A 24,684-nucleotide genomic window follows, 5' to 3' on the forward strand; every position below is an offset into this window, starting at 1 on the left:
GCAGGAGGTGCGAGGCGGCATCGAGCGACGGGTCGCGCGCTACGACCCCACGCTCACCGTGAACCGTCGCGGGTTGCCGTCGTGCGCCGCGCCCGAGACGTCCGGCTGGCCGTCGGGGCGCACGTCGTCGTACGGGAACGCGTACCCGATCGGGGAGTTGGCGTGGACCACGCGTGACCAGTGGTTGGTCACCGCGTCGCGGTAGTAGTCGTCGGTCGTCGCGCCGTTCGGCTGCTCGGGGTGCGTGAGCATGATGCTGCGGTTGAAGCCGGCGGCGAGGCGGGCGAGGAGGCCCTTCTTGTCGTCGGGGTCGTTCGGGTTGTTGGCGAACGGCCCGTGATTGCAGGTGAAGATGTCCTTCGACGTGGGCTTGGTGAAGGAGTGGCCGCCGTTGAACGTCAGCACGTCCCCGCTGACGCGCCCGGTGAACACGCCCCGGCCGCCCTGGAGATCGATCTTCAGGTCCGTGGAGCGGTACTTGTCCCACACCTGGTCGATGTAGCCGTTCCACACGTCGCGGAAGGGCATCTGGTCGGGCTTGTCGAAGTACGGCGCCATGAGGTTCTGCGGCGAGATGACCCGCAGGACCCCGCCGTCGCCCCGGATGACCAGGTCGTCCCACGGCTGCCCGTCCTTGGCCGCCTGTGCCGCGAGATCCGAGGCGATCTTGTCGACGGCTCCGTCGGGGAGCGGGGCGACGGTGTGCGTGCCGTCGCCCTCCAGGGTCAGGCCGATGGGGAGCGCGGTGACGAGGTCGACGTAGCTGATGTTGGCGTAGAGCTGCTGCGGGTTGAAGGTGAACTCGCAGAACGACCAGGTGCGGCCGTAGTTGGGGTCCTCGGGGGTGGCGAAGGCGGGCTCGACCAGCGAGGGCCCGGGGTTGAGGTAGAAGTCCAGCTTGTCGTCGCGCACGAAGTAGACGCGCGCGCCGTACATCTGAGGAAGCGTCAGGACCTTGGGGGCCGAACCGGCCGCGCCGAGGGGGATGGCGCAGTCGACGGGCAGCGGGGTCTGCGGCGCCGAGGGGGAGTCGGGGCGGTAGACGCCGCCGTCGGGCTTGAGCAGCACCCAGCGGTCGGTGCCCTGCTCGTGACCGGTGACGTAGGCGTGCACCTGGCCCGGGAGCGACTTGTTCGCGAGGGCCAGCTCGCAGGTGGCGGGCGCGGCCTTGCCGCCCGCGCGGGCGCTGGGACTGAGGGCGCTGCCCCAGACGGGGTAGGTGAGGGCGCCCGCCGCACCGGCGGCGGAGGTCAGGAACATTCGACGCGATATCACGGAAGGTCTCCTGCGCGGTCGTGAGTGTGTGGGGGGAAGTGGTGTGCGGAGGAAGCTGGGTGTGGGGGAGTCGGGTACCGGGGGAGTCGGGTACGGCGGGTGCGGGGGTGTCGTACGGGTGGTGCACCACTGTCGTGGCGGGCGCCAGGGGCGTCAAGAGTTGTGACTGAGAGCGCTCTCAGAAATGTTGTGCGTTCATGAAATGACGAGGTCGTCGGTGTGTGGCGGCACGGCGGGCGGATTGTCGGTGGCGGGTGCCAGACTCGGAGATACGGAAGAGAGATGCGACAAAGGAGTCGATCATGCTCAATACCCGTTTCCTGACGGGCGCCCCGGTCTGGGTGGACATGTGCGCCCCGGACCTGGCCGACGTCAGCGGCTTCTACCGCGACCTGTTCGGCTGGGAGCTCCTGCCGGGCGGCGCGGACGTGGGGGGCTACAGCCGGTTCCAGCTGTCCGGCAGGACCGCGGCGGGCGCGATGGCCCTGCCCGCCGAGGAGGCCCCGCCGTCCTGGACGCTCTACTTCCGCACGCCGGACGTGGACGCCACGGTGAAGGCGACCGAGCAGGCCGGCGGCGGCACACTCTTCGAAGCCGTGGACATCCGTGACCTCGGCCGCATGGCGGGGCTCACCGACTCCTCCGGAGTGCCGTTCTCCGTGTGGCAGCAGGGCGAGCTCAAGGGCCTCGACGTGCTGAACGAACCGGGCAGCCTGGTCTGGACCGAGCTCTACACCCCGGACGTCCCGAGGGCCGCCGCGTTCTACGGCTCCGTGTTCGGCTGGGGCACCTCCGAGACCCCCTTCCCCGGCGGCAGCTACACCATGGTGCATCCGGCGGACGGCACCGAGGACGACATGTTCGGCGGCATGGTGCCGCTCGCGAGCGACCCCTCGGAGGCGGGCGCGGGGGCCTACTGGCTGCCGTACTTCCAGGTGACGGACTGCGACGAGGCGGTGGCCACGGCCCGGCGGGGTGGGGGCGCGGTGCGCATGGAGCCGGTCTCGATGCAGGGCGTGGGCCGCTTCGCCAAGCTCGCCGACCCGGCGGGCGCGCGGTTCGCCGTGCTGCAACCGTCGCCTCCCGGTGAGGAGATGGAGGCGTAGGCAGCAAGCCGGGGCACGCGGGGCGTTTCGCGGCGGGGCCCGAGGGGCAACCCTCATCGGGGGCCGGGGAGAGCCGCGCCCCGGCGCGGGTGAGCATCGGACCTCCCGGCGCGCCGATGAGCGTTCGGCCCTCGGGAGAGGCAGGGTGTCGAGCCTGCGGGTGGAGAGTTCTCCGGCCTTCGGCGGAAGGGTGTCGCGCCCTTGGACCACGGGGGTGTCGAGCCCTTTGCGTGCCGTCGCGAAACACCGGGCAAACGGTCGTTGATCGTTTGTTGATCGCTTGTTTCGCGCGGTGCGGCAGCATCTGCGGCATGCAGATCGACATGACGGCCGAGCCCGAACTCGCCTGGCAGGAGCAGGCGCTGTGCGCCCAGACCGGAGCGGACTTCTTCTTCCCCGAGCCCGGTAGCTCGGTGCGCGAAGCGAAGTACATCTGCCAGCTCTGCGAGATGCGCTCGGCCTGCCTGGAGTACGCACTCGCCAACGACGAGCGGTTCGGCGTCTGGGGCGGCCTCTCCGAGAAGGAGCGGTACGCCCTCAGACGCGAACCGCGCGCCTGACCCACGCACCCGACACCGTCCGTACCCGTACGCGTCCGACCCCGTCCGCGCCCGGCCACACCACAGGTGGCCGGGCGCGGACGGGCGCGTGTCAGGCGTACGTCACCCGGAACCGCCGCGTCCCGGCGGGGACGTGGACGTCGTCACCCGAGACCGGCAGGTCCCGCCCGTCCGCCGACACGGAGCGCACCTGTCCGAAGCGGCAGGGATAGACGTACCGCACCCGCTCCGGGGACTCGTCGATCTCCACCGTCACGGTCCGCCGGTCCGCGTCATGGGTGAGCCGGTAGCCGAAGGGGGCGCCGAAGAGCGTCGGCGCCGACTTCACGGCCACCGTGTCCCCGTCCGGCACCCAGTGCGGACGCACACCCGGCGCGATGTACAGATGCGGATCGCGGTCCTCGTCCGCCTCGAAGAACAGGATGTCGCGGAGCAGGAGCAGATACTCGGCGGCCGCCCAGCCGTGCGGGATGTCGCCCATGTACCAGGGGCGGGCGGGCACTTCGCGGAAGTCCGAGGCGATGGGGAACGCGTGCTGTTCGTTCCACGCGCCGAGCGCCACCGCCCGCTCCCGCGTCCGCGGGAAGGACGCCCCGACGATCCAGCCGAGGAGCGCGTCCATCCGCGCCGGATCGCCCGCCAGCAGGTAGGCGTGCGCCAACTGCGTGGTGAGATAGGGGCCGTAGGCGTTCCAGGCCGCCTCGTGCCGGTAGCCGCCGGACACGAAGTGGGCGTACAGGGTGTCGAGCGTGAAGCGCGCCGCCCGGTCGATGTCCGCGCCCAGCTTGCTGCCCATGTGCAGCCGCAGCGGATGGAAGAACGCCGCGGTGCCGATCATCGTCGAGTCGAGCCGCCCGACGTCGGCGGGGCCGGTCGGGATGTACGTCTCCCAGGCGCCGCGCCTGCGCTGCTCGGCCAGGACCCAGCGCACCGAGGCGGCCGTGGCCCGCTGCACGTCGTCGAAGGCCGCCCAGAGCTCGGGCACGTCGGGCGCGCCGATGCGCTCCGCGAGCCGCGCCGCCTCGTACAGCCCGGCGAGCGCCCACAGGTCGTCCCAGTAGTGCGGCTTGTCGCGCTCGCCGAGGTGCTCGGCGCTCCAGCCGCTGTGCAGCAGCCCGTACTGGTCGCGGTTGTCGCGCAGCCACCGGGCGCCGTCGAGCACGTACGGCGTGTACAGCTTCGCGCCGAACGACGCGGCGCGGCCCCTGGTGCGGTCGAAGCGGCCGATCGCCCACAGCGCCTGGCCGTTGCTGTCCCACTCGTGGTCGTCCCGCTCGTGCGGCCCGCCGTAGAAGCCGTACTCGGCGCACGGCCCGATCCGGCCCGTGCCGCGGTTGAACCTCAGCGGATAGTGCGTGCCCAGCTGGTGCTCGGCGAGCGCCTGGTCGCCCACCAGCGAGCAGGCCGTGGCCTCGACGGAGGAGTCGCGGATCCAGAACGAGTCGTAGACCGTCGGGCCCGGATGGATCTCCCCGCCGTCGGAGAGGATCAGGAGGTGCGAGCGGGCCTCACGGAACAGGTCCGTCAAGTGCGTGACGGGCCAGGGCAGTTCCGGCTGCACGCCCTGGCCGAGGAGTTTCGTCGTCCAGAACTGGCGGTTGCGCTCCTCCAGCTCGGCGGCCGGCGTCGCCCTGATCTCCGCCAGGTCGGCGGCCCCGCTGTACAGGTCGACGGGCAGCCGTACGTCCACCTCGAACATCTCGTCGTCCACGACCCGGAAGGGCCAGGCGAACACCGCGCTGCACAACCCGGCCACCTGGTCCTGCGCCTGTCGCGCGCCGTTGAGCTTGCCGCCCATGACCAGGTCGTGGAACGGACTGTGGGCCAGATAGCTGTCCGGGTCCCGGCTGAAGTCGGGGTTGCCGTACACGCCGTACTGCTCGGGAGCCGTGTCGAACACCGGGCCCCAGCCGCTGTTCGTCTCCACCCGGTTCTCCGCCGGCAGGTGCCGCAGGAACGTCAGCCTCCGGTCGGTGATCCGCCGGCCGTTGCGGTCGTGCCGCTGGAAGCCGCTCGGGCCCGCCGGCATGACCGCCGCGCACAGCCACCCCTCGCGGGGCTGACCGGTCGCGGTGCCCACCGTCACCCGGGACACGACCAGATCGCGCTGCCGTGCGCCGATCGCCGTCGCGAAGGTGCGCTGCACGAACTCGACGCCGTCCGGCGTGCGGAAGTCGGTGAGGACCACCGGCAGATGCGGCGCCTCCATGCGCTGCCCGACCGTGCCGCCCTCGGGCAGCTGCGGCAGGTGCAGGGCGCCCGTCGCCGGGTCGTAGAGGAAGAAGGACAGACAGTACTTGTCGTAGACCGGCTCGATCTCACCGGCCTGACCGATCAGGGACTCCTGGCGGTGGTCCTTCACGCCCACCATGTGCCAGTAGCGGTACAGGGCGTTGGAGGCCAGCGCGGCCTCCTTCGATTCGTACGTCCCGGAGTCGAAGTCGTCGCTCCAGCGCCGGAAGGCCTGCTGCGTCCACCATGGAACGGGGTAGGGCACCTGCGCCCGGCCCGCCCAACTGCGCCACATGACCTCGTAGAACATCCACTCATGGGTCTGCGCCATGGGTTCACCCCTGGTGCCCACAGTCGCACCGCGGCGGGATTCCGTAAATCGGGGCGCTCCGTCAAGGGCGCGGTTCGCCCTTCCTCACGGCCCTTCCCCTCAAAGATCGTTCGTCAGGGGCCTTTGATCGTCTTCATGGTCAGGTGGGAATCGACGCGGAGCACGCAGGGCAGGCCGGTGACCTTGCCGGTGAGGAAGGCCTCGTAGGCGGCGTGGTCCGCGACCGCGACGCGGATGAAGTAGTCGGGACGCCCGAACATCCGCCGTACCTCGATGACCTCGTCGTACGACGCCACGACCTCCTCGAACTCCAGGTAGGTCTTGCGGTCGTTGGCGCTGACCTCCACGTCGATGAGGACTTCGAGCCCCCGGCCGAGCGCGCCGTGGTCGATGACGGCGCGGTAGCCGGAGATGACGCCGGCGTCCTCCAGGCGCTTGACCCGGCGCAGACACGGGGGCGCGGTCAGGCCGACGCGTTTGGCCAGTTCGACGTTGGTGAGACGGCCGTCCTGGCGGAGATGGAACAAAATTTCACGGTCGACCGCATCCAGGCGAATTTCATTGCTCATGGAGCGATGATACGGCCACTATAAGCAACCAAATAAGGCGGGATTCAACATAATGTTTCGGCATGCGTATACCGCCTTCCGTCGTCGGCGATCTTTCTGTCCCCGCCTCTTCCCCCGCCCCTGCGCCTGCTCCTTCCTCCGCCTCTGTTTCTGTCTCCCGCCCCAGGTCAGAGGCGCCGGCGGCCTTCAAGGAGTCCGCCTCGGTGGGGCTGGCCTTCATCCCGCTCGGGCTCGCCTTCGGGGCGCTCGTCACCCAGTCCGGCCTCGACTGGTGGTGGGCGGGACTGTCCGCGGCGCTCGTCTTCGCGGGGTCGTTCGAGTTCCTGCTCATCGGCCTGGTCGCCGCCGCGGCACCGCTGCTCTCCATCGCCGCGACCGCCTTCATGGTGAACGTCCGGCACGTCTTCTACTCGCTCTCCTTCCCGCTGGACCGCGTCGGCGGCGCCCTCGGCAAGGGCTACTCCACCTTCGCGCTGACCGACGAGGCGTACGCGTTGACCTCGGGTGAGAAGGGACGCTCCTGGCCGGGGCGGCGCATCCTGTGGGTGCAGGGTCTGCTGCATCTGTACTGGGCGGGCAGCGCGGTCGCCGGAGCGCTGCTCGGCTCGCTCATCCCGGACTCCGTCACGGGCCTCGACTTCGCGCTGACCGCCCTGTTCGCCGTCCTCGCCCTGGAGGCCTGCCGGGATCTGCGCGGCGACCTGCCCACGCCCGTGATCGCCCTGGTGAGCGCCCTGCTCGCCCGGCTCCTGTTCCCGGGCGAACTGCTCCTGGCCGCCTTCGCCCTCTTCACCGCCGGGCTCCTGGCCCGCCACCTCACGACCCGGAAAACCCCGCACCATGCCTGACGCCCGCTACGCCGTCGCCGCGGTCCTCGTCACCGCCGCCGTCACCTGGGCCCTGCGCGCCCTGCCCTTCGCCGCCCTCGCCCCGCTGCGCGAGAGCGCCACCGTCCAGTACCTCAGCACCCGCATGCCCGCCGGCGTCATGGTGATCCTGGTCGTCTACTGCCTGCGCGACCTCCCCCTGGCGCAACCACGCGCCCTGGCCCCGCTGGTGGCCCTGGCGGTCACCGTCGGCCTCCATCTGTGGCGCCGCAACGCGCTGTTGAGCATCCTCGGCGGCACCGCCGTCCATGTGGCCCTGGCCAGTACGGTCTTCGCCGCCTGAGCCGAGCGCGCGCCGGGTCCGGGCCCCGGCCGGACGGGCCCCGCGCGGGGCCCGCGAAATCGACGCGACACGGCATCGCGGCCGTGGCTACGATCACGGGGGCGCACGGGGGGGCGTGCGACCACGGCCCCGTAGAGCAGAGGCAGACTCGCCGCCACGGCATGGCGGATACGCCGGTTCGAATCCGGTCGGGACCACGCGCACGGCACACACGGGGCGGGACGGATGGGCGAGAGCGGCGGGATCGGCGAGGCGGACCTCGCGGCCTTCCACGACATGGTGGGCCGACTGCGGAAGCTGCCCGTCGACGACCCGGTCCGGCTGCGTGCCGAACAGGTCGCCGCGTCCTTCGCCCGCGACGGCCGCCTGCGCAGACGCAAGGCGCGCGGGGCCGAACTGTCCGCCGCCGACGCCGCCGTGATGTCCGCGACCGCCACCGGCGCGACCGGCCGCCGCGAGGACGCGCCGCTGCTCGCCGAGGGCACGGCGGGCGTCTTCCGGCGCCCGCGCCCCTGCTACGTCTGCAAGATGTCGTACCGCAGGGTCGACGCCTTCTACCACCGGCTCTGCCCCGACTGCGCCGACGACAACCGCGCCCGGCGCGCGCTCTCCACCGATCTGCGCGGGCGCCGCGCCCTGCTCACCGGCGGCCGCGTGAAGATCGGCTTCCAGCTGGCCCTGATGCTGCTGCGCGACGGCGCCGAACTCCTCGTCACCAGCCGCTTCCCGCACGACACCGAGCGGCGCTTCCGCGCGGCCGAGGGCAGCGAGCACTGGCTCGACCGCCTGACCGTGCTCGCCGTCGACCTGCGCGACCCGCGCCAGGTGCTCGGCCTGTGCGAGGAGTTGCGCGCGCGGGGCGAGCCGCTCGACATCCTGGTCAACAACGCGGCGCAGACGGTCCGGCGACCCCCCGAGTCGTACGCCGCCCTCGCGGCCGGCGAGACGGCGGAGCTGCCCGCGCTCGCCCGCAGCGCTCCCGGCTTCCGCCCGATGCGGGCGCTCGGCGGTTCCGCCGCGCGGGGCGCGCTCGCGCTCGTCCTGCGCGAGGCCGACGAGGCCGGACTGCTCCCCGACCCCTCGCCTGAGAACTCCTGGTCGGCCCGGCTCGGCGACCTCGACCCCGCCGAGGTCCTGGAGACCCAGCTGGTCAACGCCCTGGCCCCGGCGCTGCTCTGCGACCGGCTGCTGCCCCTGCTGCTCGCCTCGCCGCACCCCCGCACGTACATCGTGAACGTGACGGCGGTCGAGGGCCGCTTCGCCGTGCGCAACAAGACGGCCGGGCACCCCCACACGAACATGGCGAAGGCCGCGCTGAACATGCTCACCCGCACCAGCGCCGCCGAACTCGCCGAGCAGGGCGTGCACATGTGCGCCGTCGACACCGGGTGGATCACGGACGAGAACCCCACGCCGAAGAAGGACCGCATCGCGGGAGCGGGCTTTCGCACCCCGCTCGACGTCGTGGACGGCGCCGCCCGCGTCTACGACCCGATCGTCCGGGGCGAGGCGGGAGCCCCCGTCTCCGGTGTCTTCCTCAAGGACTACCGGGAGGCGGAGTGGTGAGCGAGGGTCCGTACGCCGGAGTGCCATCGGTCGCGCCCCGGCCGGTCGACGAACTGGAGCCGCTGCTCGACTGGTTGAGAGGCGGACGCCCGGCCGGTGAGCGCCTCGACTTCACGGCGGGCACGGCCCTGCCGGACGGCCGGCTCGACCTGTGCAAGCAGGGGCTCGGCGCGCGGGGCGCGGCCCTGGTCGCCGAGGCGCTCCGCGACGCCCGGGGCGCCTCTTCCGTACGCCATGTGCTGCTCGGCACCGACGGTCTCGGGGACGCCGGGGCCGGCGAGGTGAGCGGCGCGGCGGGGGATGCCGGCATCGAGACCCTCTACCTCGGGTGCAACGGCATCACGGCGGGCGGCGCCTGCCGCATCGCCGACCAGCTGCGCGCCTCGCCGCAGGTCGTGACGGGCGTGTGGCTCAAGCGCAATCCGCTGGGTCCCGGCGCGGGCCGTGCGGCGGCCCGGCTGCTGGACTCCGTACGGACGCTGCGCACCCTCGATCTCGTCCAGACCGGCCTGGACGCGCCCGGTCTCGTGGTCGTCGCCGACGCGCTCCTCGCGGCGGCCGACACGGGACGGCGCGTCGAGCGGGTCTTCCTCGGCGGCAATCCCGTGGGGCCGGCCGGGGCGGCGCCGCTCGCGGAGCTCGTCGCCCGGGGCGCGGTGGGTGAACTGTACGTATCGGCGGCGCGGTTGGGCGACGCGGGCGCGCTGCTGCTGGCCGAGGCCCTGGAGAGGGCGCCGCACGGCGTGCTCCGCCGCCTCTCCGTCGCCAGCAACGGCATTGGGCCGCGCGCGGCGGCCCGGCTGGTCGAGGCCGCCGTGGCCGGGGGAGTGGAGCTCCTCGACCTCGGCCGGGTGCGCGCCGCCGGGGTGCTCGGCGCGGCCGACAACCACCTCGACGACGCGGCCGCCACCGCCGTCGCGGCAGTCCTCGCGGCGGGCGAGCACCGACTCGCGCACCTGGTGCTCACGCACACCGGCCTGCGCAGCCGCGAGGCCCACCGGCTCCTCGACACGGCCGAACGGGCCCGCACGGCCACGCGGTTCGTCCTCGGGCAGGGCATCGCGGCGAGCGTCAAGCGGCGCCTGGCCGCCTTCAGCGCGGCCGTTCCGGCGCCGGTCGTGCCGCCGGACGTGGCGGCGGTGCGCAGCGTCCACCGCTGAACCCCGCCGCTGAACCCCGCCGTTGGACTGCACCGCTGAACCCGGCCGCTGAACTCCGGCGCCGGGGAGGGTCGTCGAGGCGCGGACGTGCCTCTGAGGCCCCGCGCCGAGCCCGGCCGGGCTCGGCGTACCATCGGGCGCAAGGGGCGGGGTCGTAGCGCAGAGGTGGTCGCACCGGTCTCCAGAACCGGAACACGCTGGTTCGATCCCAGCCGCCCCGCCCCCCTCTCGGCCCCGGGGCCCCGCCGGGTCAGCCGCGCCGCGCCGCCATCCGTGCCTTGCGCGCCGCCAGCTTCTCGTCGAACTTCGACGCCTCCGCGTCGAGCCCGCCCATGTAGAAGCCCAGCTCCTCCTGGGCCTGGCGGCCCTCGGGTCCGAGCCCGTCGATCTCCATGATCTTCAGGAAGCGGAGCACGGGCTGCAGCACGTCGTCGTGGTGGATGCGCAGGTTGTAGACCTCGCCGATCGCCATCTGCGCGGCGGCCCGCTCGAAGCCCGGCATGCCGTGACCGGGCATCCGGAAGTTGACCACCACGTCGCGCACGGCCTGCATCGTCAGGTCGGGCGCCAGCTCGAAGGCGGACTTGAGGAGGTTGCGATAGAAGACCATGTGGAGGTTCTCGTCGGTCGCGATGCGCGCCAGCATGCGGTCGCAGACCGGGTCACCCGACTGATGGCCGGTGTTGCGGTGCGAGATGCGGGTCGCCAGCTCCTGGAAGGCGACGTAGGCGACCGAGTGCAGCATCGAGTGGCGGTTGTCCGACTCGAAGCCCTCGCTCATGTGCGCCATCCGGAACCGCTCCAGCTCGTCCGGGTCGACGGCGCGCGAGGCCAGGAGGTAGTCGCGCATCACGATGCCGTGCCGGCCCTCCTCGGCCGTCCAGCGGTGCACCCAGGTGCCCCAGGCGCCGTCACGGCCGAACAGGCTGGCGATCTCGTGGTGGTAGCTGGGGAGGTTGTCCTCGGTCAGGAGGTTGACCACGAGAGCGATGCGCCCGATGTCCGTGACCGGCGACTGGCCCTTCTCCCAGGCCTCGCCGTCCTCGAACTGGCCGGGGAAGTTGCGGGCGTCGGTGAACGGCACGTACTCGTGCGGCATCCAGTCCTTCGCCACCTTCAGATGGCGGTTCAGCTCGCGCTCGACGACTTCCTCCAGCGCGTACAGCAGGCGGGCGTCGGTCCAGCTGTCCGCGCTGCCGAGGTGGGGAGAGGTGATCGTCACGGGGGCTCCAGAGGGGGGACGGGCCAGAGGGAAACGGAGGTGCGTACGGGCAGTGCGAGCGGTGCACTACCTACGGTGTCGTAGGTTACGTTGCCGTAGGTTAAACCCGCCGTAAAGGGGTCGGCATCCCGGGTCCCGGCCGCCCCGTGCGTAACTGGGGCCTCATTGCTGGTCAGTCGTACAGTTCACGGAGTCGGACTGAGAGGCACGTCACACACCCTTCGAGTTTCTCGAACTCGCCGATATCCACCTGAACCGGGTCGTATCCAAGATCGGCGAACAGCTCCGCGCTCTTCGGCGCACTGGCCGAAAGCAGCAGTTTCGCGCCGCCGAGCAGCACCACGTGCCCGCCCGCCTCCTCCGGTACGGGAAGGAAGCGGGGAAAGAGCGACGGGCTGTCGACCAGTGGCCCGTACCCGATGACCGTCCCGTCGGGCAGCGCCGTCACCGCGGACTTCAGATGCAGCACCCGCGACACGGGCACCGCGACGACGCGCGCCCCGAGCGGCTCGAAGACCGCCCGCAGCTGCCGCACCCCCTCCGCGTTGGTCCGCCCGCCCCGGCCCACGTAGAGCGTGTCGCCGACCTTGAGGACGTCACCGCCGTCGAGGGTGCCCGGCTCCCACACCCAGTTGACCGAGCAGCCGAGCCGGGCCGCAGCCTCCTCGACGCCCGGCGTCTCGCCGCGCCGGGACTCGGCGCCCGGCCGGGCGATCAGTGCCACGTTCCGGAAGACGACCACCGCGTCCTCCACGAAGACCGCGTCGGGGCAGTCGTCGGCCGGCTCCACCTCGACGGTCCGCCAGCCGTGCGCGTGGAGCGCCTCGGCGTACGCCTCCCACTGCCGCAGCGCGAGTCCTACGTCCACCGGCGTGCGTGCCAGGTGGGTGACCAGGCCCTCGGCGAGGCGCGGTCCCGGGCGGCGGATCAGGGCCTTCTTGCTGGGCACGGCTGACTCTCCTCACGCGGGCGGACGGGCGGCACCGCCCCGACAGGGCGGAGCGGTGCCGCACATCATGCAGCGCGCGCCCGGCCCCCGCCCAGAGCGCCTCGCAGATGTTCCGCCGTGCAGGAGCCCTCGGCCCGCAGCAGCTGCGCGGGCGTCCCCTCGAAGACGACGCGCCCGCCGTGCTTGCCGCCGTCGGGGCCGAGGTCGATCACCCAGTCCGCGTGCTTGACGACGTCGAGGTTGTGCTCGACGACGAGCACCGTGTTGCCCGCGTCGACCAGCCGGTCGAGGAGCGCGAGCAGTCCGTCGACGTCCGCCATGTGCAGGCCGGTGGTCGGCTCGTCCAGGACGTACGTCGTGCCCGTGCGGTGCAACTGCGTGGCCAGCTTGATGCGTTGGCGCTCGCCTCCGGAGAGCGTGCTCAGCGGCTGCCCAAGCGTGAGGTAGGTGAGCCCGACGTCGCGCAGGGCGTGCAGCCGACGGCTCACCTGCGCGTCGTCGAAGCGGTCGAAGAACTCCAGGGCCCGATCGGCCGTCATCTCCAGGACGTCCACGACGGACGTGCCATCGACGGTGAGCCGCAGCACCTCGTCCTTGAAACGGCGCCCCTCGCACTCCTCGCAGGTCGTGGTCACCGGATCCATGAAGGCGAGGTCGCTGTAGATGATCCCGCGCCCCTGGCAACGCTCGCACGCGCCCTGGGAGTTGAAGCTGAACAGGCTCGCCCTCGCGCCGGTCTCCCGCGCGAAGAGCCTGCGTACCGTGTCCATGATCCCGAGGTACGTCGCCGGGGTGGAGCGGCCCGAGATGCCGATGGACGACTGGTCGACGACCACGGCGTCCGGGTGCGCCTCGGTGAACGCGCGCGACACCAGCGTGCTCTTGCCGGAGCCCGCGACGCCGGTGACGGCCGTCAGCACCCCGGCCGGCACGCGCACGCTGACGTTCTTCAGGTTGTGCAGGTCGGCGTCCTTGATCCAGTGGCCGCCGACCGGCTCGCGCGGGTGTTCCTTGACGCCGCCCGCGCGGCGCAGGTGGCGGCCGGTGAGGGTGTCCGCCCGCCGCAGCTCGTCCGGCGTGCCCTCGAAGACGACCAGGCCGCCGTCCGCGCCGGCGTGCGGGCCCATGTCGACGACGTGGTCGGCGACCGCGATCACGTCCGGGTCGTGCTCGACGACCAGGACGGTGTTGCCCTTGTCGCGCAGCCGGAGCAGCAGGTCGTTGAGCCGCCCCACGTCACGCGGGTGCAGCCCCACGCTCGGCTCGTCGAAGATGTACGTCATGCCGGTGAGGCTGGAGCCGAGGTGGCGCACCATCTTCAGGCGCTGCCCCTCGCCGCCGGAGAGCGTGGACGTCTCGCGGTCCAGGCTGAGATAGCCGAGGCCGATCGCCTCGATCCGCTCCAGGGCCGCGACGGCCGCCCGCGCGATCGGGCCCGCGACCGCGTCCTCGATGCGCTCCAGCTCCTTGATCAGGTCGGTGACCTCCATGCGGGTGCAGTCGGCGATGCCCAGGCCGTTGACGCGGGTGGCGAGCGCCGCCGGGTTGAGGCGGGCCCCGTGGCAGGACGGGCAGGCACCCTCCTCCAGGAACGCCTGCACCATGTCGCGGGTCTTCTGGGAGAGCGTGGACAGGTCGCGGTTGAGGTAGAGCCGCTCGAAGCGGTCGGCGAGCCCCTCGTAGTCGATGTCACGGGCGCCGCCCGTGTTGTCGACGCTGACCTTCTTGCGGTCCCGGCTCCCGCGCAGCAGGAACTGCCTCTCCCGGTCGGTGAATTCACCGACCGGCTTGTGCGTGTCCAGGTCGGTGGTGTTCGTGTACGTCTGCCCCTGCCAGGTCCCCGCGGCGAACGGCGGGAAGAGGACCGCGCCGTCCGCCAGGGACTTGGCCGGGTCGATGATGCGGCCGTAGTCGGGCCGCACCGTGCGGCCCAGGCCGTCGCACTCGGGGCACATGCCCGAGGGGTCGTTGAACGAGTACGCCGTCGCCGGGCCCGCGCTCGGGGTGCCGTGCCGCGAGAACAGCACCCTGATCACGGAGTAGATGTCCGTCATCGTGCCCACGGTGGAGCGGGAGTGGCCGCCGATCGGCTTCTGGTCGACCACGATCGCGGGCGAGAGCTCCTCGATGGCGTCCGCGTGCGGCCGCTCGTACTTCGGCAGCCGGTTGCGGACGAACCACGTGAAGGTCTCGTTCAGCTGGCGCTGCGACTCGACCGCGATCGTGTCGAAGACGACCGACGACTTCCCGGACCCGGACACCCCGGTGAAGACCGTGAGACGGCCCTTCGGGATGCGCAGGTCCACTTCCTTGAGGTTGTTCTCGCGGGCTCCGGCGAGGGTGATGAACGCGTGCGTGTCCTGGTGCATGCACGCGAAGCTAGTCGGAATACCCGACAGCTTCTGTCTTCTTTTCCTGGGTGATCTCCCTCAGTTCCCCGTCCAGGAGCAGCCACCGCGTGATGCCGATGGACTCCAGGAACGGTACGTCGTGACTGGCCACGATCAGCGCGCCCTGATACGACTCCAGGGCCGTCGAGAGCTGCTTCACGCTCGCCATGTCGAGGTTGTTGGTCGGCTCGTCGAGCATGAGCAGCTGCGGCGCGGGCTCCGCGAGGAGCAGCGCCGCGAGCGCCGCCCGGAACCGCTCCCCGCCCGACAGGGTGCCCGCCTGCTGGTCGGCCCTGGCGCCCTTGAACAGGAAGCGGGCCAGGCGCGCCCGGACGCGGTTGTTGGTCGCGCCGGGCGCGTGCGCCGCCACGTTCTCGGCGACGCTCAGCTCGTCGTCGAGCACGTCCAGGCGCTGCGGCAGGAACCGCGTAGGGACGTGCGTCAGCGCCTCCCCGGCCACCGCGTCCAGCTCACCGGCGATGGTGCGCAGGAGCGTGGTCTTGCCCGCGCCGTTGCGGCCGATCAGCGCGATCCGCTCGGGACCGCGCAGCTCGAACTCGCCCTTCACGCGGGCGCCGTAGCGCAGTTCGAGGCCGCTCAGGGTGAGGACGGTGCGCCCCGGGTGGACCAGGGTGTGCGGCAGGTCGACGCGGATCTCGTCGTCGTCCCGCACCGCCTCGACGGCGTCGTCCAGGCGCTCCTTGGCCTCGGCGAGCTTCTCCTGGTGCATGATGCGGTGCTTGCCCGCCGACTCCTGCGCGGCCCGCTTGCGCGCGCCCACGAGGATCTTCGGCAGACTCCCGCTGTCCCCGATCTTCTGGCCGTACCGCTTGCGGCGGGCCAACTTGACCTGGGCGTCGGCCAGATCGCGCTTCTGCCTGCGCAGGTCCGACTCGGCGACGCGCACCATGCGCTCCGCCGCCTCCTGCTCGGTGGCGAGGGCCGCTTCGTACGCGCTGAAGTTGCCGCCGTACCACCGCACCTCGCCCTCGTGCAGATCGGCGATCTGGTCGACCAGTTCCAGGAGTTCACGGTCGTGGCTGACCACGACCAGGACCCCGGACCACGCCTCGACGGCCGCGTACAGGCGCCGACGGGCGTACAGGTCCAGGTTGTTGGTGGGTTCGTCGAGCAGCAGGACGTCGGGCCTGCGCAGCAGCAGGGCGGCCAGGCGCAGCAGCACCGACTCGCCGCCCGACACCTCGCCGGTGGTGCGGTCGAGGCCGATGTGGCCGAGCCCGAGCTCGTCGAGGGTGGCGCGGGCGCGCTCCTCGACGTCCCAGTCGTCGCCGACCGCGGCGAAGTGCTCCTCGCGCACGTCGCCCGCCTCGATGGCGTGCAGCGCGGCACGTGTGGCGGCGATGCCGAGCACCTCGTCGACCCGCGCGCGGGTGTCGAGCGTGACGTTCTGCGGCAGGTAGCCGACCTCGCCGACGACGCGCACGGCGCCCTCGGTGGGCGTCAGCTCACCGGCGAGCAGCTTCAGGAGGGTGGACTTCCCCGAGCCGTTGGTGCCGATGAGCCCGGTCCTGCCGGGGCCGAAGGCGACCTGGAGGCCGTCGAAGACGCCGGTGCCGTCGGCCCAGGCGAAGGAGAGCGACGTACAGGTGAGAGAGGTGGGGGTATGAGACATACAGGCCTCGCGGTTGCGTGAGTCGAGCGTGGTCAGGGGCAACGCGTTCGAGACACCGCGGCGGTGGAGAGGCCAGGGAAATAAGGAAGGCCTGTGCCGGGGGGACGGGACGGCTCGGATGCCGAGGTCGCACACAACGGCGTGCACAGCAGCGAAAGCTGTGTGACGCGGTGTCTCATGACCTCAGACGAGCAACGTCCTTCTCCTATCGACGGCAACAGAACCGTTGTACACCGTACGAAGGCCCTTGGTGCGTGTCAACGTTTTATCGTCGGACCCACCGGACGAGGAGGCGCCGTGCACTTCGGAACGCTGTCCCTGCCCGCCAAGCTCTTCCTGCTCGCCTACCACCCCGACAAGGGCAGATTCACCGGCGGGCCCGACCTGCACCTCGTGGTCCGCGCCGGGGCCCTCGCGGAGCTGGCGCAGCGCGGTCTGCTGCGCGATTCGGGCGGCACCGTCGCGCCGGTCGTCGGTGCGCGCACCGGGGACACGGTCCTCGACGACCTGCTCGACGTCGTCGAGCGCTCCCGTCCGCGCAAGTGGCGCGGCTGGCTGACGTACCGCTCCCGCGCCACCCTGGGCGCCGTCCGCGACCAGCTGGCCGCCCACGGCTATCTGCGCGCGGAGCGCAGGCGCGTCCTCGGCGTCATTCCCGCCCGGCGCTGGGAGCTGGAGCGCACGGGCTACGCGGAGGCGCTGCACGCGGAGGTGCTCGCCGTGCTGCGCGGGCCGCAGCCGGTCGAGGAGGTCGCCGAGCGCGACGCGGCGCTCGTCGTCTGCGCGGCCGCCGGAAAGCTGCGCCCGGTCGTCACGGGCAGGGACCGCAGACGGCACAAGGACAGGCTGGAGGCGCTGACCGACCGCAGCGCGGGCGGGTCGCCCGAACTGCGCGAGCTGATGGGCCACCTCCGCAAGGCGCTGGACTCGGCGGTCGCGGCGGCCGAGATCGCGCGCTCCGGGGGCGGGGGCGGCTGAGGGCGAGGGAGGGACCCTCGGGGGCCTGAATCAGCAGGCGTCCCGCATCAGCTCCGCCAGGTCCTGGTCCAGGTCGACGTGGCGGAACTCCTGGCCGAGGGGCACGAGGGCCGTCGTGCGGTGCAGGAAGCGGCGCAGGTCGCCCGTGCGGATGTGGACGATCGCGGTGCCCTCGGGCGCGTGGAACTCCACGACCGTGCGGTCGAAGCCGTACGGCCGCACGCGCACGTCCCCGTCGCCCGCCGGGAGCTCGACGCCCTGGGTCAGCAGTTCGCGGGCGAAGGTCCAGTAGACCTCGATGCCCTCCAGGGTCGCCGGCGCGGGGAAGCTCATCCGCACGGCGAAGGGATCCCGCAGGTCGTAGTGGAGCGTGGCGGGAATGGTCGGCATCCGCGGCGCGGCGGCGACGAGGCGGGCCTCTACGGCTTGCTCGATGACGGTGGACAACGCCTGCTCCCTCACTGACTGCTGGACGACTGGGGTTCGGCACCTGGATAGACGACGGAATGACGAGATCCGTGCACACGGAGAGCGGGTGAGAGCGAGTGACCTCTGTCACCGCGACACCGTGGCGGCCCGCGCGGTTCCCGGCGCTCACCGCACGGGGGACGCCTTCCGGCCATCTGGACGAGGCCCGGCGGGTCGGCTAGCTTCGCCCGCCATGAGGGGCATGGGGAAGACGAAGTCGATGAGGCGCACGGTACTGGCGGGCCTGTGCGGCGCGGCACTCGCGGGGGCCGTCCTCGCGGCGCCGGGGACCGCGCAGGCGGACGGCCGCGGATCCACCCCGAAGGGGGGTCCGCGCTGGCAGCTCAAGGACAGCGGCACCGACGCGCGCTTCCGCGGGCTCGCCGCGGTCAGCAGCAGGACGGCCTGGGTGGCGGGAACCAAGGGAACGGTGTTGCGCACCGCCGACGGCGGCAAGACCTGGCGCGATGTCTCCCCACCGGGCGCCGCCGATCTGGAGTTCCGCGACGTGGAGGCCTTCGACGGGCGCCGCGCGGTCGTCCTCGCCATCGGCGAGGGAGAGGCCTCGCGGGTGCTGCGCACCGAGGACGGCGGGGCGACCTGGACGGAGTCCTTCCGCAACACCGACGCCAAGGCCTTCTACGACTGCATGACCTTCTTCGACCGCCGCCACGGTCTCGCGATGAGCGACCCGGTCGACGGCAAGTACCGCATCCTGTCCACCGCCGACGGCGGCCGCTCCTGGCAGGTGCTCCCGAACGCGGGCATGCCCGCCGCCCAAGAGGGCGAGGCGGGCTTCGCGGCGAGCGGCCAGTGCCTGGTGAGCTCGGGGCCGCGCGACGTGTGGCTGGCCACCGGCGGGGCCTCGCGCGCACGGATCCTGCACTCCGCCGACCGCGGTCTGACCTGGACGGCCACCGACGCCCCGATCCCCGCGGGCGACCCGGCCCGCGGCGTCTTCGGGCTCGCCTTCCGCGACCGCGCGCACGGCATCGCGGTCGGCGGCGACTACCGCGCCGACCAGGCCTCGCCGAAGGCCGCGGCCGTCACCCGCGACGGCGGCCGCACCTGGGACCCGGCGGGCCGCCCGCCGCCGGCCTACCGCTCGGGCGTGACGTGGTTCCCGCACAGCCGCGGCACGGCCCTCGCGGTCGGCCCGACGGGCACGGACGTCACGACGGACGGCGGGCGGACCTGGCGCACGGTCGATACGGGTTCGTACGACACCGTGGACTGCGCCCGGGACCGGGGCTGCTGGGCGTCCGGCGAGAAGGGGCGGATCGCCCGCCTGGAGCGGCGCTAGGCGGGCAGCTGCTCGCGGTAGGGGGCGAGCTCCGGGGCCGTCTTCGTCGCGTAGAACTCGGTGACGCGGTACGCGCACACCCCGGCGACCGTGAACGGGTCGGCGGCGGTGATCTCCTCGATCCGCGCGCGGTCGTCCGCGACGGCGATGATCACGCCGCCGTCGCGCGGGTTCTTGCGGCCGGAGGCGATGAAGACCCCGGCCTCGTACTGCGCGTCGAGCCAGGCGACGTGGGCCTCCAGGTGCTCGTCGACGGCGGCGACCGGCGCGGTGTAGGTCAATTCGAGAATGAACATGATCGCGAGGCTACCCGGCGGCCCCGGGCGATCGCGGGGCGGGCGTGCCCGGCTCAGACCGCCGTCCGCGACGCCCGGACCATGGCTCAGTCGGCCGTCCGCGGCGCCCGGACCATGAACACGTCCACCGGGTCCTGGCGCTCCACCGTGAATCCGTGGCGCTCGTAGAGCCGTCGGGCCGAGCTGCCCCGCAGGACGTCGAGGCGGACGGCCGTCCCCTCGGCGTCGGTGCGCTCCAGGAGCGCACCGAGGACCGCCGAGCCGAGGCCCCGCCCCTGCACATGGGGGGAGAGGTAGAAGTGTTCGAGCCAGTATCCGTCGGCGACGGTGTCGGGCCGCAGGGTGACCGACCCCGTGAAGGCGCCCTCGCTCTCGATCACGGACGTGTGCCCGGCCGAGAAGGAGTCCCGCAGTCGCTGGCGCACCCGGTGCGGGTCGAACCGCCCGAGCCGTTCCAGATCCGGCCGCATCACGACCGCACGGAGCTCCGCGATGACCTCCATGTCCGCCGTGTTCGCGGGGCGCAGGGTCCATTCCATGATCGGAGTATCGCCGCCCGGACGGCGGGGCCGGAGGGCGGGGGTGCTACCGCGCGAGTTCCGCCCGGATGGTCTTGCTGGACGCGTCGAAGGTGACGCTCACGGCCCTGGCCAGGTTCTGGACCATGGGCCAGCCGAACCCGCCCGTACCGCCCTCGAGGTCGGGGGCGCGCTCCCGGGGCGGCCGTGGGTCCGCGTCGGAGACGGCGACGGTGATCCCGTCGGTGCGCGCCTGCAGCTGGAGGGAGCACAGGGCCCCGCGGGCGTGGCGCACCACGTTGGTGATGAGCTCGGAGACGACGAGTTCGATGGTCGCGGCGGCCTGGTCGCCGACGGCCGGGGTGAGGCCGGCGACGAAGTCACGCGTGAGGTCCCGCGCGTCCGTGACGGATTCCGGCTTCTTGTCGAAGGTGGCCGTCTCCGGCGGAGCGGTGTCGAACGGTGCATGCGGTGTCCGCATCAGCCTCCTCCTTCTTGTGCGGCGTAACGGCCTTACCAGGTGAGGGCCGTACGAGAAGATCTCTTGCCCGAAAATGGCGGGTTCAACGCCTTTGACGCGGGAGGATCGCAGGGTTGTGCGAACGTCTCGGCCAGATCACGGAGTTGTGCGATCGGCCGACATGAAGTGATCACTTCGGGGTAGTCGCCGTTCACCGGCGCCTCGGAGGACGCGCAGAGCCGGCCTATTAGGAGGGCAACATGACGATCGTGACGGGAACACGGGTCAGGACCGGGAGCGACCCGCTGCCGGAGATCACCGCCCCGCGGGCCATGAGCCCGCAGGATGCCCGGGACCTGTCGAGGGTGTTCTTCGACCGGCTCGCCGCGCTGGAGGAAGGCACAGCGGAGTATCAGTACGCGCGCAACACCCTGATCGAGATGAACATGTCCCTCGTCCGGTACGCGGCCGGGCGCTTCCGGCACCGCGCCGACGAGATGGAGGACATCGTCCAGGTCGGCATGATCGGTCTGATCAAGGCGATCGACCGCTTCGAGCTGTCCCGCGACACGCAGTTCGCGACCTTCGCGGTGCCCTACATCACCGGGGAGATCAAGCGCTTCTTCCGCGACACCTCCTGGGCCGTGCACGTGCCGCGGCGTCTCCAGGAGGCCCGGGTCGAGCTGGCCAAGGCCACCGAGGAGCTGAGCACGAGACTCGGCAGGGCCCCGCGGGTCGCGGAGCTCGCCGCCCTGATGAACCTGGACGAGGACGAGGTGGTCGAGGCCCAGGTGGCCGCCAACGGCTACAACTCCACCTCCCTGGACGCCTCCGTGCACGGCGACCCCGACGAGGGCGAGGCGGCCCTCGCGGACTTCATCGGGGAGGAGGACCCGGCCCTCGAACTGGTCGAGGACTTCCACGCCCTGGCCCCCCTGCTCGCCGAACTCGACGACCGCGACCGGCGGATCCTGCATCTGCGGTTCGTCGACGAGCTGACGCAGGCGCAGATCGGCGAGCGCCTCGGCGTCTCGCAGATGCACGTCTCACGGCTGCTGGCCCGCACGCTGGAGCGCCTGCGCGCGGGCATGCTCACCCCGGCCGGCTGACCTGCGCTCATGCCGGCCTCAGGCCCGCCCCCGCCAGTCGAGGCACACGATCATCGCGTCGTCCTCGGCGTCGATCGGCCCGCGGTGGCCGGACAGCTCCAGGAGCACCGCGCGCGGCACCTGCGAGGGCGGCAGCAGGCGGGTGCTGGTCATCGCCCGGGTGAGCGCACGCTCGATGTAGCGCTCACCCGTGGGCGAGGCCACGTTGTAGACGCCGTCGCTGACGAACAGGAGCCGGTCCCCGGGCAGGACCTGGAGGCGCTCCGCGCTGTAGGGCGTGTCCTCGGACATGCCGAGCGGGAGCTGCGCGTCCAGTTCGATGGGCTCGGCCCGGCCGTCGCGCATCCGCCACATCTTCGGCGAGCCCGCGTCGATGACCTCGGCCTCCCCCGTGGCGAGGTCGAAGCGCAGCAGCAGCGTGGAGAGGTGGACGGCGCCCTGGTGGTGGCCGTACAGGGCCTGGTCCGCCAGGCACGCCTGATCGGTGAGCGACAGCCCGGCGCGGCGCGCGTTGCGCAGCGCGTTGACCGCCAGATTGGTCAGCAGGGCGGCCTCGATGCCCTCGCCCATGCCGTTGGTGACCGTGAGGGTCAGGTGGTGGGCCGAGGTCGACCAGTCGAAGTTGTCGCCGTAGATGGCGTAGGCGGGCTCCAGCTGTGCCCCGATGTCGTACTCCGGACGGGAGCAGGACCGTCCGGGCAGGAGCTGCCACTGCATCTCGGCGGCGAGGGTGAGCCGGTCGGCGCGCCGGGCCTGGAGATAGAGGTCGGTGTCGCGCTCCGCCACGAGGATCTCGTGCCCGAGGACCTCCGCCACGTCGCTCAGCTCGCGCACGGTCGCGGGGTCGCAGACGGTGGCGGGCAGGCGCACGGTCAGGACGCCGATGCGGTCGCCGCGCACGCTGACCGGGAGGTGCACGCAGACGACGCCCTCCCCTTCGTGGCCGTCGGCCTCGATGTGCGGCTCCTGGCGCCCGAAGGCACGGCCGGGGGCGCTGGTGTGCACCGGTACGGGCCGCGCGGTGTAGGGGAGCGCACTGACCGGTTGGAGTATGGTCGTCGCGTAGTCGGCCATGAGCAGGTCGACGGAGCAGGCTGTGTAGTGGACCGCGAGCGCGTCCTGTACGGCTTCGAGGAGAGCGTGCGGTGCGGAGCAGCGCAGGGCACGCTCCACAGCCGTGAATCTGTCCACCTGTCGGTTACCACCTGTTCCTGTTCGGGACGAGAGTGCGAGAAGGAGCCGTCGGCCTGCCATGCCTCATCGACTGACAGGGCCATTGCGAAGTGTCACAGTTGCGGGTATGGATGCCGACACTTCCGGCGCGGGCGATCCGGGCGCGGCCGCACAGGCCGCCCGGGAGGTCATCGAACTGCTCGAAGTGCTGTGGGGGCGGGGCCGGGACATCGCGCCGACCGCACCGGTGTCGTCGTCACAGCTGCGTGTGCTGTTCGCCCTGGACGGCGCTCAGGGGATCAACCTCCGGACCCTCGGTGAGCACTTGGGGTCGGCGCCGTCGTCGGTGAGTCGTATGTGTGACCGCCTTCATGCCCTGGGCTTCATCGAGCGGTCCCTCAGTTCAGCCAGTCGCCGCGAGCTCGAACTGCGCTTGTCGAGCCGGGGAGAAAGTTACCTCAAGGATCTGCGGGCCCGCCGGGAGGAAGCGCTGCTGGAGGCGCTGTCCACCATGCGGCCCGCGGAACGCTCCGCTCTGGTGAAGGGGCTGAGCGGGTTCCGCCGTGCGGTGGAGGCGGCCGAGCCGCGTCCGGGGCCGGCGGGCGCCCGCGCGGTCGGGACGGCCTGACCGGGGCGCGCCGCGGTTCCGTCGGGAGAGGGGTGGCGGTTCCCCTGATCGCGTGGGTTTACTTTCGGTGCATCCAGGTACACGCAGACGGTCGAACAGGTGGTAACGATACTTCCGGGTGCGGGCCGCACTCGGGGGAACGGTGCTGCCGGTGCAGGCGGGAGAAGGCTTAACGGCTCGGGCGGCTGCCGCAGTTGACGCTTCGTGGGCTCCGGGCGTCCAAAGATCGTCGGCCTCGGGATAACATTTGCCGCGCGACAACAATTGCTAAGGTGGATGGAATGAACACCAGTGAGTCCGAGGCCCGGTCGCGCGTCAGTGCCACCCTGCGCGAGCAAGGCGAGAAGGTGGCCGACCGTTGGGTGGAGCTCCAGTCGGAGCGCGCGGTCCTGGACACCGGCATCACCAAGGCCGAGTTGAACGAGGAGGCCGACTCCTTGGTCGAGGCCCTGCTCGCCGGCCTCGAGACCGAGTACGCGGTGCAGGACGTCGTGGCCGCGCACCCCGGCCTGCGGCAGGCCGTCACGGACCTCTCGCTGCGCCGCGCACGCGGCGGCGCGACGCCGACGGCCACCTCGCTGGCCGTCCTGGCACTGAAGGAAGCGCTGTTGGAAGCGGTGCAGGAGGGCACGCCCGCGGGCGACGTCACCGCGCTCTACCACGCCGCGCTGTTCATCAACCGCCTCCTCGACTCCGCCGGCGCCATGTCCTTCGAGATCTACGTCGAGGGCCGTGAGGAGATCATCCGCCGGCAGAGCCGTCAACTCCTCGAAGTCTCCACGCCGGTGGTCCGCCTGTGGGACCGGGTCCTGGCCGTGCCGCTGATCGGCACGCTCGACACCACCCGTACCCAGGTGGTGATGGAGAACCTCCTGGAGGCCATCGAGCGGGACGAGGCGCAGGTCGCGATCATCGACATCACGGGTGTGCCCACGGTCGACACCGCGGTGGCGCACCACCTGATGCAGACGGTCAACGCCGTACGGCTGATGGGCGCCGACTGCGTGATCAGCGGCATCCGTCCGCCGATCGCCCAGATCATCGCGCAGCTCGGCATCGACCTGTCGGCCATCCTGACCCGCGCGACGCTGGCCGACGCCCTGTCCGCCGCCATTCCGATGCTCAGAGACCAGTCGGTCCACCTGACCTCGCACGCGGACGCGCGGTGAACGGCGGTTTGAGCGGCGTACCGATTCTGCGACTCGGTGACGTGCTGGTCACCGGCCTGCTCAACGAACTCGACGACAAGGCGGCGGTCGCCTTCACCGAGGAGCTGACGGAGCGCATCGTCGCCGACCGGGCGCGCGCGATCCTCATCGACATCTCCCGGCTGGAGATCATCGACTCCTTCGTGGCCCGCACGCTGATGGAACTGACCACCACGGCACGGCTGCTGGGAGCGCGGGTCATCGTGGCCGGCATGCGTCCGGCGGTCGCGATCACCCTGGTGGAGCTGGGACTCCAGCTGTCCGGTGTGGAGACCACGCTCAACGCCGAGCAGGGAATGATCGCGCTGGGCTGGCAGCCGGCACCCCGACCCCCAAAGGGGGAACCCGTTGTCCCTCTACCGTGACATCGAGGAAACATC

General features: G+C 71.7%; 24 protein-coding genes and 2 tRNA genes. 14 read left to right on the forward strand and 12 right to left on the reverse strand.

What is annotated here, in order from left to right; all coding sequences use genetic code 11:
* Nucleotides 1-39 precede the first annotated feature (39 nt).
* Entirely contained in the window at nucleotides 40-1,275 is a 1,236-nt protein-coding gene (locus AB0L89_RS04500; protein ID WP_365134188.1) for a glycoside hydrolase family 64 protein, read from the reverse strand.
* Between the two features lie 302 nt (nucleotides 1,276-1,577).
* Between AB0L89_RS04500 and AB0L89_RS04505 the strand changes: the two genes are divergently transcribed.
* Together AB0L89_RS04505 and AB0L89_RS04510 are read left to right on the forward strand one after the other, a co-directional pair.
* Entirely contained in the window at nucleotides 1,578-2,381 is an 804-nt protein-coding gene (locus AB0L89_RS04505; protein WP_365134191.1) for a VOC family protein, read from the forward strand.
* A 311-nt stretch (nucleotides 2,382-2,692) separates the two neighbouring features.
* On the forward strand, nucleotides 2,693-2,941 hold the full coding sequence (locus AB0L89_RS04510) for a WhiB family transcriptional regulator (RefSeq protein ID WP_365134194.1): 249 nt from the start codon (nucleotides 2,693-2,695) through the stop codon (nucleotides 2,939-2,941).
* 91 nt (nucleotides 2,942-3,032) lie between these two features.
* On the opposite strand, the gene AB0L89_RS04515 is transcribed toward AB0L89_RS04510, so the two are convergent.
* The gene (locus AB0L89_RS04515; protein WP_365134197.1) at nucleotides 3,033-5,504 is read right to left on the reverse strand and encodes a hypothetical protein; all 2,472 of its coding nucleotides are present in this window, start codon (nucleotides 5,502-5,504) and stop codon (nucleotides 3,033-3,035) included.
* 113 nt (nucleotides 5,505-5,617) lie between these two features.
* On the reverse strand, nucleotides 5,618-6,073 hold the full coding sequence (locus AB0L89_RS04520; protein WP_365134200.1) for an Lrp/AsnC family transcriptional regulator: 456 nt from the start codon (nucleotides 6,071-6,073) through the stop codon (nucleotides 5,618-5,620).
* 203 nt (nucleotides 6,074-6,276) lie between these two features.
* Between AB0L89_RS04520 and AB0L89_RS04525 the strand changes: the two genes are divergently transcribed.
* The 6 genes from AB0L89_RS04525 to AB0L89_RS04550 all read left to right on the forward strand — a co-directional run bounded on the left by AB0L89_RS04525 (nucleotide 6,277) and on the right by AB0L89_RS04550 (nucleotide 10,191).
* Entirely contained in the window at nucleotides 6,277-6,921 is a 645-nt protein-coding gene (locus AB0L89_RS04525; protein WP_365134203.1) for an AzlC family ABC transporter permease, read from the forward strand.
* Entirely contained in the window at nucleotides 6,914-7,243 is a 330-nt protein-coding gene (locus AB0L89_RS04530) for an AzlD domain-containing protein (RefSeq protein ID WP_365134206.1), read from the forward strand. Before AB0L89_RS04525 ends, AB0L89_RS04530 begins: the two co-directional genes overlap by 8 nt.
* A 125-nt stretch (nucleotides 7,244-7,368) precedes the next feature.
* Nucleotides 7,369-7,440: transfer RNA gene (locus tag AB0L89_RS04535), tRNA-Ala, on the forward strand.
* A gap of 28 nt (nucleotides 7,441-7,468) precedes the next feature.
* A complete protein-coding gene (locus tag AB0L89_RS04540) occupies nucleotides 7,469-8,809 on the forward strand; it encodes an SDR family oxidoreductase (RefSeq protein ID WP_365134208.1) in 1,341 nt (446 codons plus the stop codon).
* Nucleotides 8,806-9,969: a ribonuclease inhibitor gene (locus AB0L89_RS04545; protein WP_365134211.1), complete on the forward strand. Its 1,164-nt coding sequence runs from the start codon at nucleotides 8,806-8,808 to the stop codon at nucleotides 9,967-9,969. Before AB0L89_RS04540 ends, AB0L89_RS04545 begins: the two co-directional genes overlap by 4 nt.
* Nucleotides 9,970-10,115: 146 nt before the next feature.
* Nucleotides 10,116-10,191, forward strand: a tRNA-Trp gene (locus tag AB0L89_RS04550).
* 28 nt (nucleotides 10,192-10,219) lie between these two features.
* Here the strand turns inward: AB0L89_RS04550 and AB0L89_RS04555 are convergent.
* From AB0L89_RS04555 to AB0L89_RS04570, 4 genes are all read right to left on the reverse strand, one after another.
* The gene (locus AB0L89_RS04555; protein WP_365134214.1) at nucleotides 10,220-11,191 is read right to left on the reverse strand and encodes an acyl-ACP desaturase; all 972 of its coding nucleotides are present in this window, start codon (nucleotides 11,189-11,191) and stop codon (nucleotides 10,220-10,222) included.
* Nucleotides 11,192-11,363: 172 nt separating this feature from the next.
* Entirely contained in the window at nucleotides 11,364-12,140 is a 777-nt protein-coding gene (ddaH, locus tag AB0L89_RS04560; RefSeq protein ID WP_365134217.1) for a dimethylargininase, read from the reverse strand.
* 65 nt (nucleotides 12,141-12,205) lie between these two features.
* Entirely contained in the window at nucleotides 12,206-14,509 is a 2,304-nt protein-coding gene (locus AB0L89_RS04565) for an excinuclease ABC subunit UvrA (protein WP_365134220.1), read from the reverse strand.
* 10 nt (nucleotides 14,510-14,519) lie between these two features.
* A complete protein-coding gene (locus tag AB0L89_RS04570; protein ID WP_365134223.1) occupies nucleotides 14,520-16,163 on the reverse strand; it encodes an ATP-binding cassette domain-containing protein in 1,644 nt (547 codons plus the stop codon).
* A gap of 297 nt (nucleotides 16,164-16,460) precedes the next feature.
* Between AB0L89_RS04570 and AB0L89_RS04575 the strand changes: the two genes are divergently transcribed.
* A complete protein-coding gene (locus AB0L89_RS04575; RefSeq protein WP_365134226.1) occupies nucleotides 16,461-17,141 on the forward strand; it encodes a GPP34 family phosphoprotein in 681 nt (226 codons plus the stop codon).
* A 30-nt stretch (nucleotides 17,142-17,171) separates the two neighbouring features.
* Here AB0L89_RS04575 and AB0L89_RS04580 read toward each other — a convergent pair whose 3' ends face one another.
* On the reverse strand, nucleotides 17,172-17,588 hold the full coding sequence (locus tag AB0L89_RS04580) for an SsgA family sporulation/cell division regulator (protein ID WP_365134229.1): 417 nt from the start codon (nucleotides 17,586-17,588) through the stop codon (nucleotides 17,172-17,174).
* 241 nt (nucleotides 17,589-17,829) lie between these two features.
* Here AB0L89_RS04580 and AB0L89_RS04585 point away from each other — a divergent pair, with 241 nt between their 5' ends.
* The gene (locus AB0L89_RS04585; protein ID WP_365134232.1) at nucleotides 17,830-18,912 is read left to right on the forward strand and encodes a YCF48-related protein; all 1,083 of its coding nucleotides are present in this window, start codon (nucleotides 17,830-17,832) and stop codon (nucleotides 18,910-18,912) included.
* Here the strand turns inward: AB0L89_RS04585 and AB0L89_RS04590 are convergent.
* The 3 genes from AB0L89_RS04590 to AB0L89_RS04600 all read right to left on the reverse strand — a co-directional run bounded on the left by AB0L89_RS04590 (nucleotide 18,909) and on the right by AB0L89_RS04600 (nucleotide 20,207).
* Nucleotides 18,909-19,208 (reverse strand): YciI family protein, encoded by a 300-nt coding sequence (locus tag AB0L89_RS04590; protein ID WP_365134234.1) that lies wholly within the window; start codon nucleotides 19,206-19,208, stop codon nucleotides 18,909-18,911. The genes AB0L89_RS04585 and AB0L89_RS04590 overlap by 4 nt on opposite strands.
* An 86-nt stretch (nucleotides 19,209-19,294) precedes the next feature.
* Nucleotides 19,295-19,747, reverse strand: a complete 453-nt coding sequence (locus tag AB0L89_RS04595; protein ID WP_365134237.1) for a GNAT family N-acetyltransferase — start codon at nucleotides 19,745-19,747, stop codon at nucleotides 19,295-19,297.
* 46 nt (nucleotides 19,748-19,793) lie between these two features.
* Nucleotides 19,794-20,207, reverse strand: a complete 414-nt coding sequence (locus AB0L89_RS04600; protein WP_365134240.1) for an ATP-binding protein — start codon at nucleotides 20,205-20,207, stop codon at nucleotides 19,794-19,796.
* Nucleotides 20,208-20,446: 239 nt separating this feature from the next.
* Between AB0L89_RS04600 and AB0L89_RS04605 the strand changes: the two genes are divergently transcribed.
* Nucleotides 20,447-21,295 (forward strand): RNA polymerase sigma factor SigF, encoded by an 849-nt coding sequence (locus AB0L89_RS04605; protein WP_365134243.1) that lies wholly within the window; start codon nucleotides 20,447-20,449, stop codon nucleotides 21,293-21,295.
* A gap of 18 nt (nucleotides 21,296-21,313) precedes the next feature.
* Here AB0L89_RS04605 and AB0L89_RS04610 read toward each other — a convergent pair whose 3' ends face one another.
* Nucleotides 21,314-22,486, reverse strand: coding sequence for a PP2C family protein-serine/threonine phosphatase (locus AB0L89_RS04610; protein WP_365134246.1), 1,173 nt, complete (start codon nucleotides 22,484-22,486; stop codon nucleotides 21,314-21,316).
* A 109-nt stretch (nucleotides 22,487-22,595) separates the two neighbouring features.
* On the opposite strand from AB0L89_RS04610, the gene AB0L89_RS04615 reads away from it, so the two are divergent.
* The 3 genes from AB0L89_RS04615 to AB0L89_RS04625 all read left to right on the forward strand — a co-directional run bounded on the left by AB0L89_RS04615 (nucleotide 22,596) and on the right by AB0L89_RS04625 (nucleotide 24,669).
* Nucleotides 22,596-23,096 (forward strand): MarR family transcriptional regulator, encoded by a 501-nt coding sequence (locus AB0L89_RS04615; protein ID WP_365134249.1) that lies wholly within the window; start codon nucleotides 22,596-22,598, stop codon nucleotides 23,094-23,096.
* Nucleotides 23,097-23,377: 281 nt separating this feature from the next.
* Complete coding sequence (locus AB0L89_RS04620) at nucleotides 23,378-24,265, forward strand: STAS domain-containing protein (RefSeq protein ID WP_365134252.1); 888 nt, start codon at nucleotides 23,378-23,380, stop codon at nucleotides 24,263-24,265.
* Nucleotides 24,262-24,669, forward strand: coding sequence for an STAS domain-containing protein (locus AB0L89_RS04625; protein ID WP_055698717.1), 408 nt, complete (start codon nucleotides 24,262-24,264; stop codon nucleotides 24,667-24,669). The genes AB0L89_RS04620 and AB0L89_RS04625 overlap by 4 nt, the downstream gene beginning before the upstream one ends.
* Nucleotides 24,670-24,684 lie beyond the last annotated feature (15 nt).

The sequence above is a fragment of the Streptomyces sp. NPDC052114 genome (genome assembly GCF_040680155.1).
Lineage (GTDB): Bacteria > Actinomycetota > Actinomycetes > Streptomycetales > Streptomycetaceae > Streptomyces.

Bases quoted from the DNA above. Each gene is read 5' to 3' on its own strand.
- AB0L89_RS04520 (WP_365134200.1), bottom strand. From the start codon at position 6,073: ATGAGCAATGAAATTCGCCTGGATGCGGTCGACCGTGAAATTTTGTTC.
- AB0L89_RS04565 (WP_365134220.1), bottom strand. From the start codon at position 14,509: ATGCACCAGGACACGCACGCGTTCATCACCCTCGCCGGAGCCCGCGAG.
- AB0L89_RS04615 (WP_365134249.1), top strand. From the start codon at position 22,596: ATGGATGCCGACACTTCCGGCGCGGGCGATCCGGGCGCGGCCGCACAG.
- AB0L89_RS04600 (WP_365134240.1), bottom strand. From the start codon at position 20,207: ATGCGGACACCGCATGCACCGTTCGACACCGCTCCGCCGGAGACGGCC.
- AB0L89_RS04585 (WP_365134232.1), top strand. From the start codon at position 17,830: ATGAGGCGCACGGTACTGGCGGGCCTGTGCGGCGCGGCACTCGCGGGG.
- AB0L89_RS04620 (WP_365134252.1), top strand. From the start codon at position 23,378: ATGAACACCAGTGAGTCCGAGGCCCGGTCGCGCGTCAGTGCCACCCTG.
- AB0L89_RS04570 (WP_365134223.1), bottom strand. From the start codon at position 16,163: ATGTCTCATACCCCCACCTCTCTCACCTGTACGTCGCTCTCCTTCGCC.
- AB0L89_RS04510 (WP_365134194.1), top strand. From the start codon at position 2,693: ATGCAGATCGACATGACGGCCGAGCCCGAACTCGCCTGGCAGGAGCAG.
- AB0L89_RS04605 (WP_365134243.1), top strand. From the start codon at position 20,447: ATGACGATCGTGACGGGAACACGGGTCAGGACCGGGAGCGACCCGCTG.
- AB0L89_RS04530 (WP_365134206.1), top strand. From the start codon at position 6,914: ATGCCTGACGCCCGCTACGCCGTCGCCGCGGTCCTCGTCACCGCCGCC.
- AB0L89_RS04540 (WP_365134208.1), top strand. From the start codon at position 7,469: ATGGGCGAGAGCGGCGGGATCGGCGAGGCGGACCTCGCGGCCTTCCAC.
- AB0L89_RS04595 (WP_365134237.1), bottom strand. From the start codon at position 19,747: ATGGAATGGACCCTGCGCCCCGCGAACACGGCGGACATGGAGGTCATC.
- AB0L89_RS04505 (WP_365134191.1), top strand. From the start codon at position 1,578: ATGCTCAATACCCGTTTCCTGACGGGCGCCCCGGTCTGGGTGGACATG.
- AB0L89_RS04515 (WP_365134197.1), bottom strand. From the start codon at position 5,504: ATGGCGCAGACCCATGAGTGGATGTTCTACGAGGTCATGTGGCGCAGT.
- AB0L89_RS04590 (WP_365134234.1), bottom strand. From the start codon at position 19,208: ATGTTCATTCTCGAATTGACCTACACCGCGCCGGTCGCCGCCGTCGAC.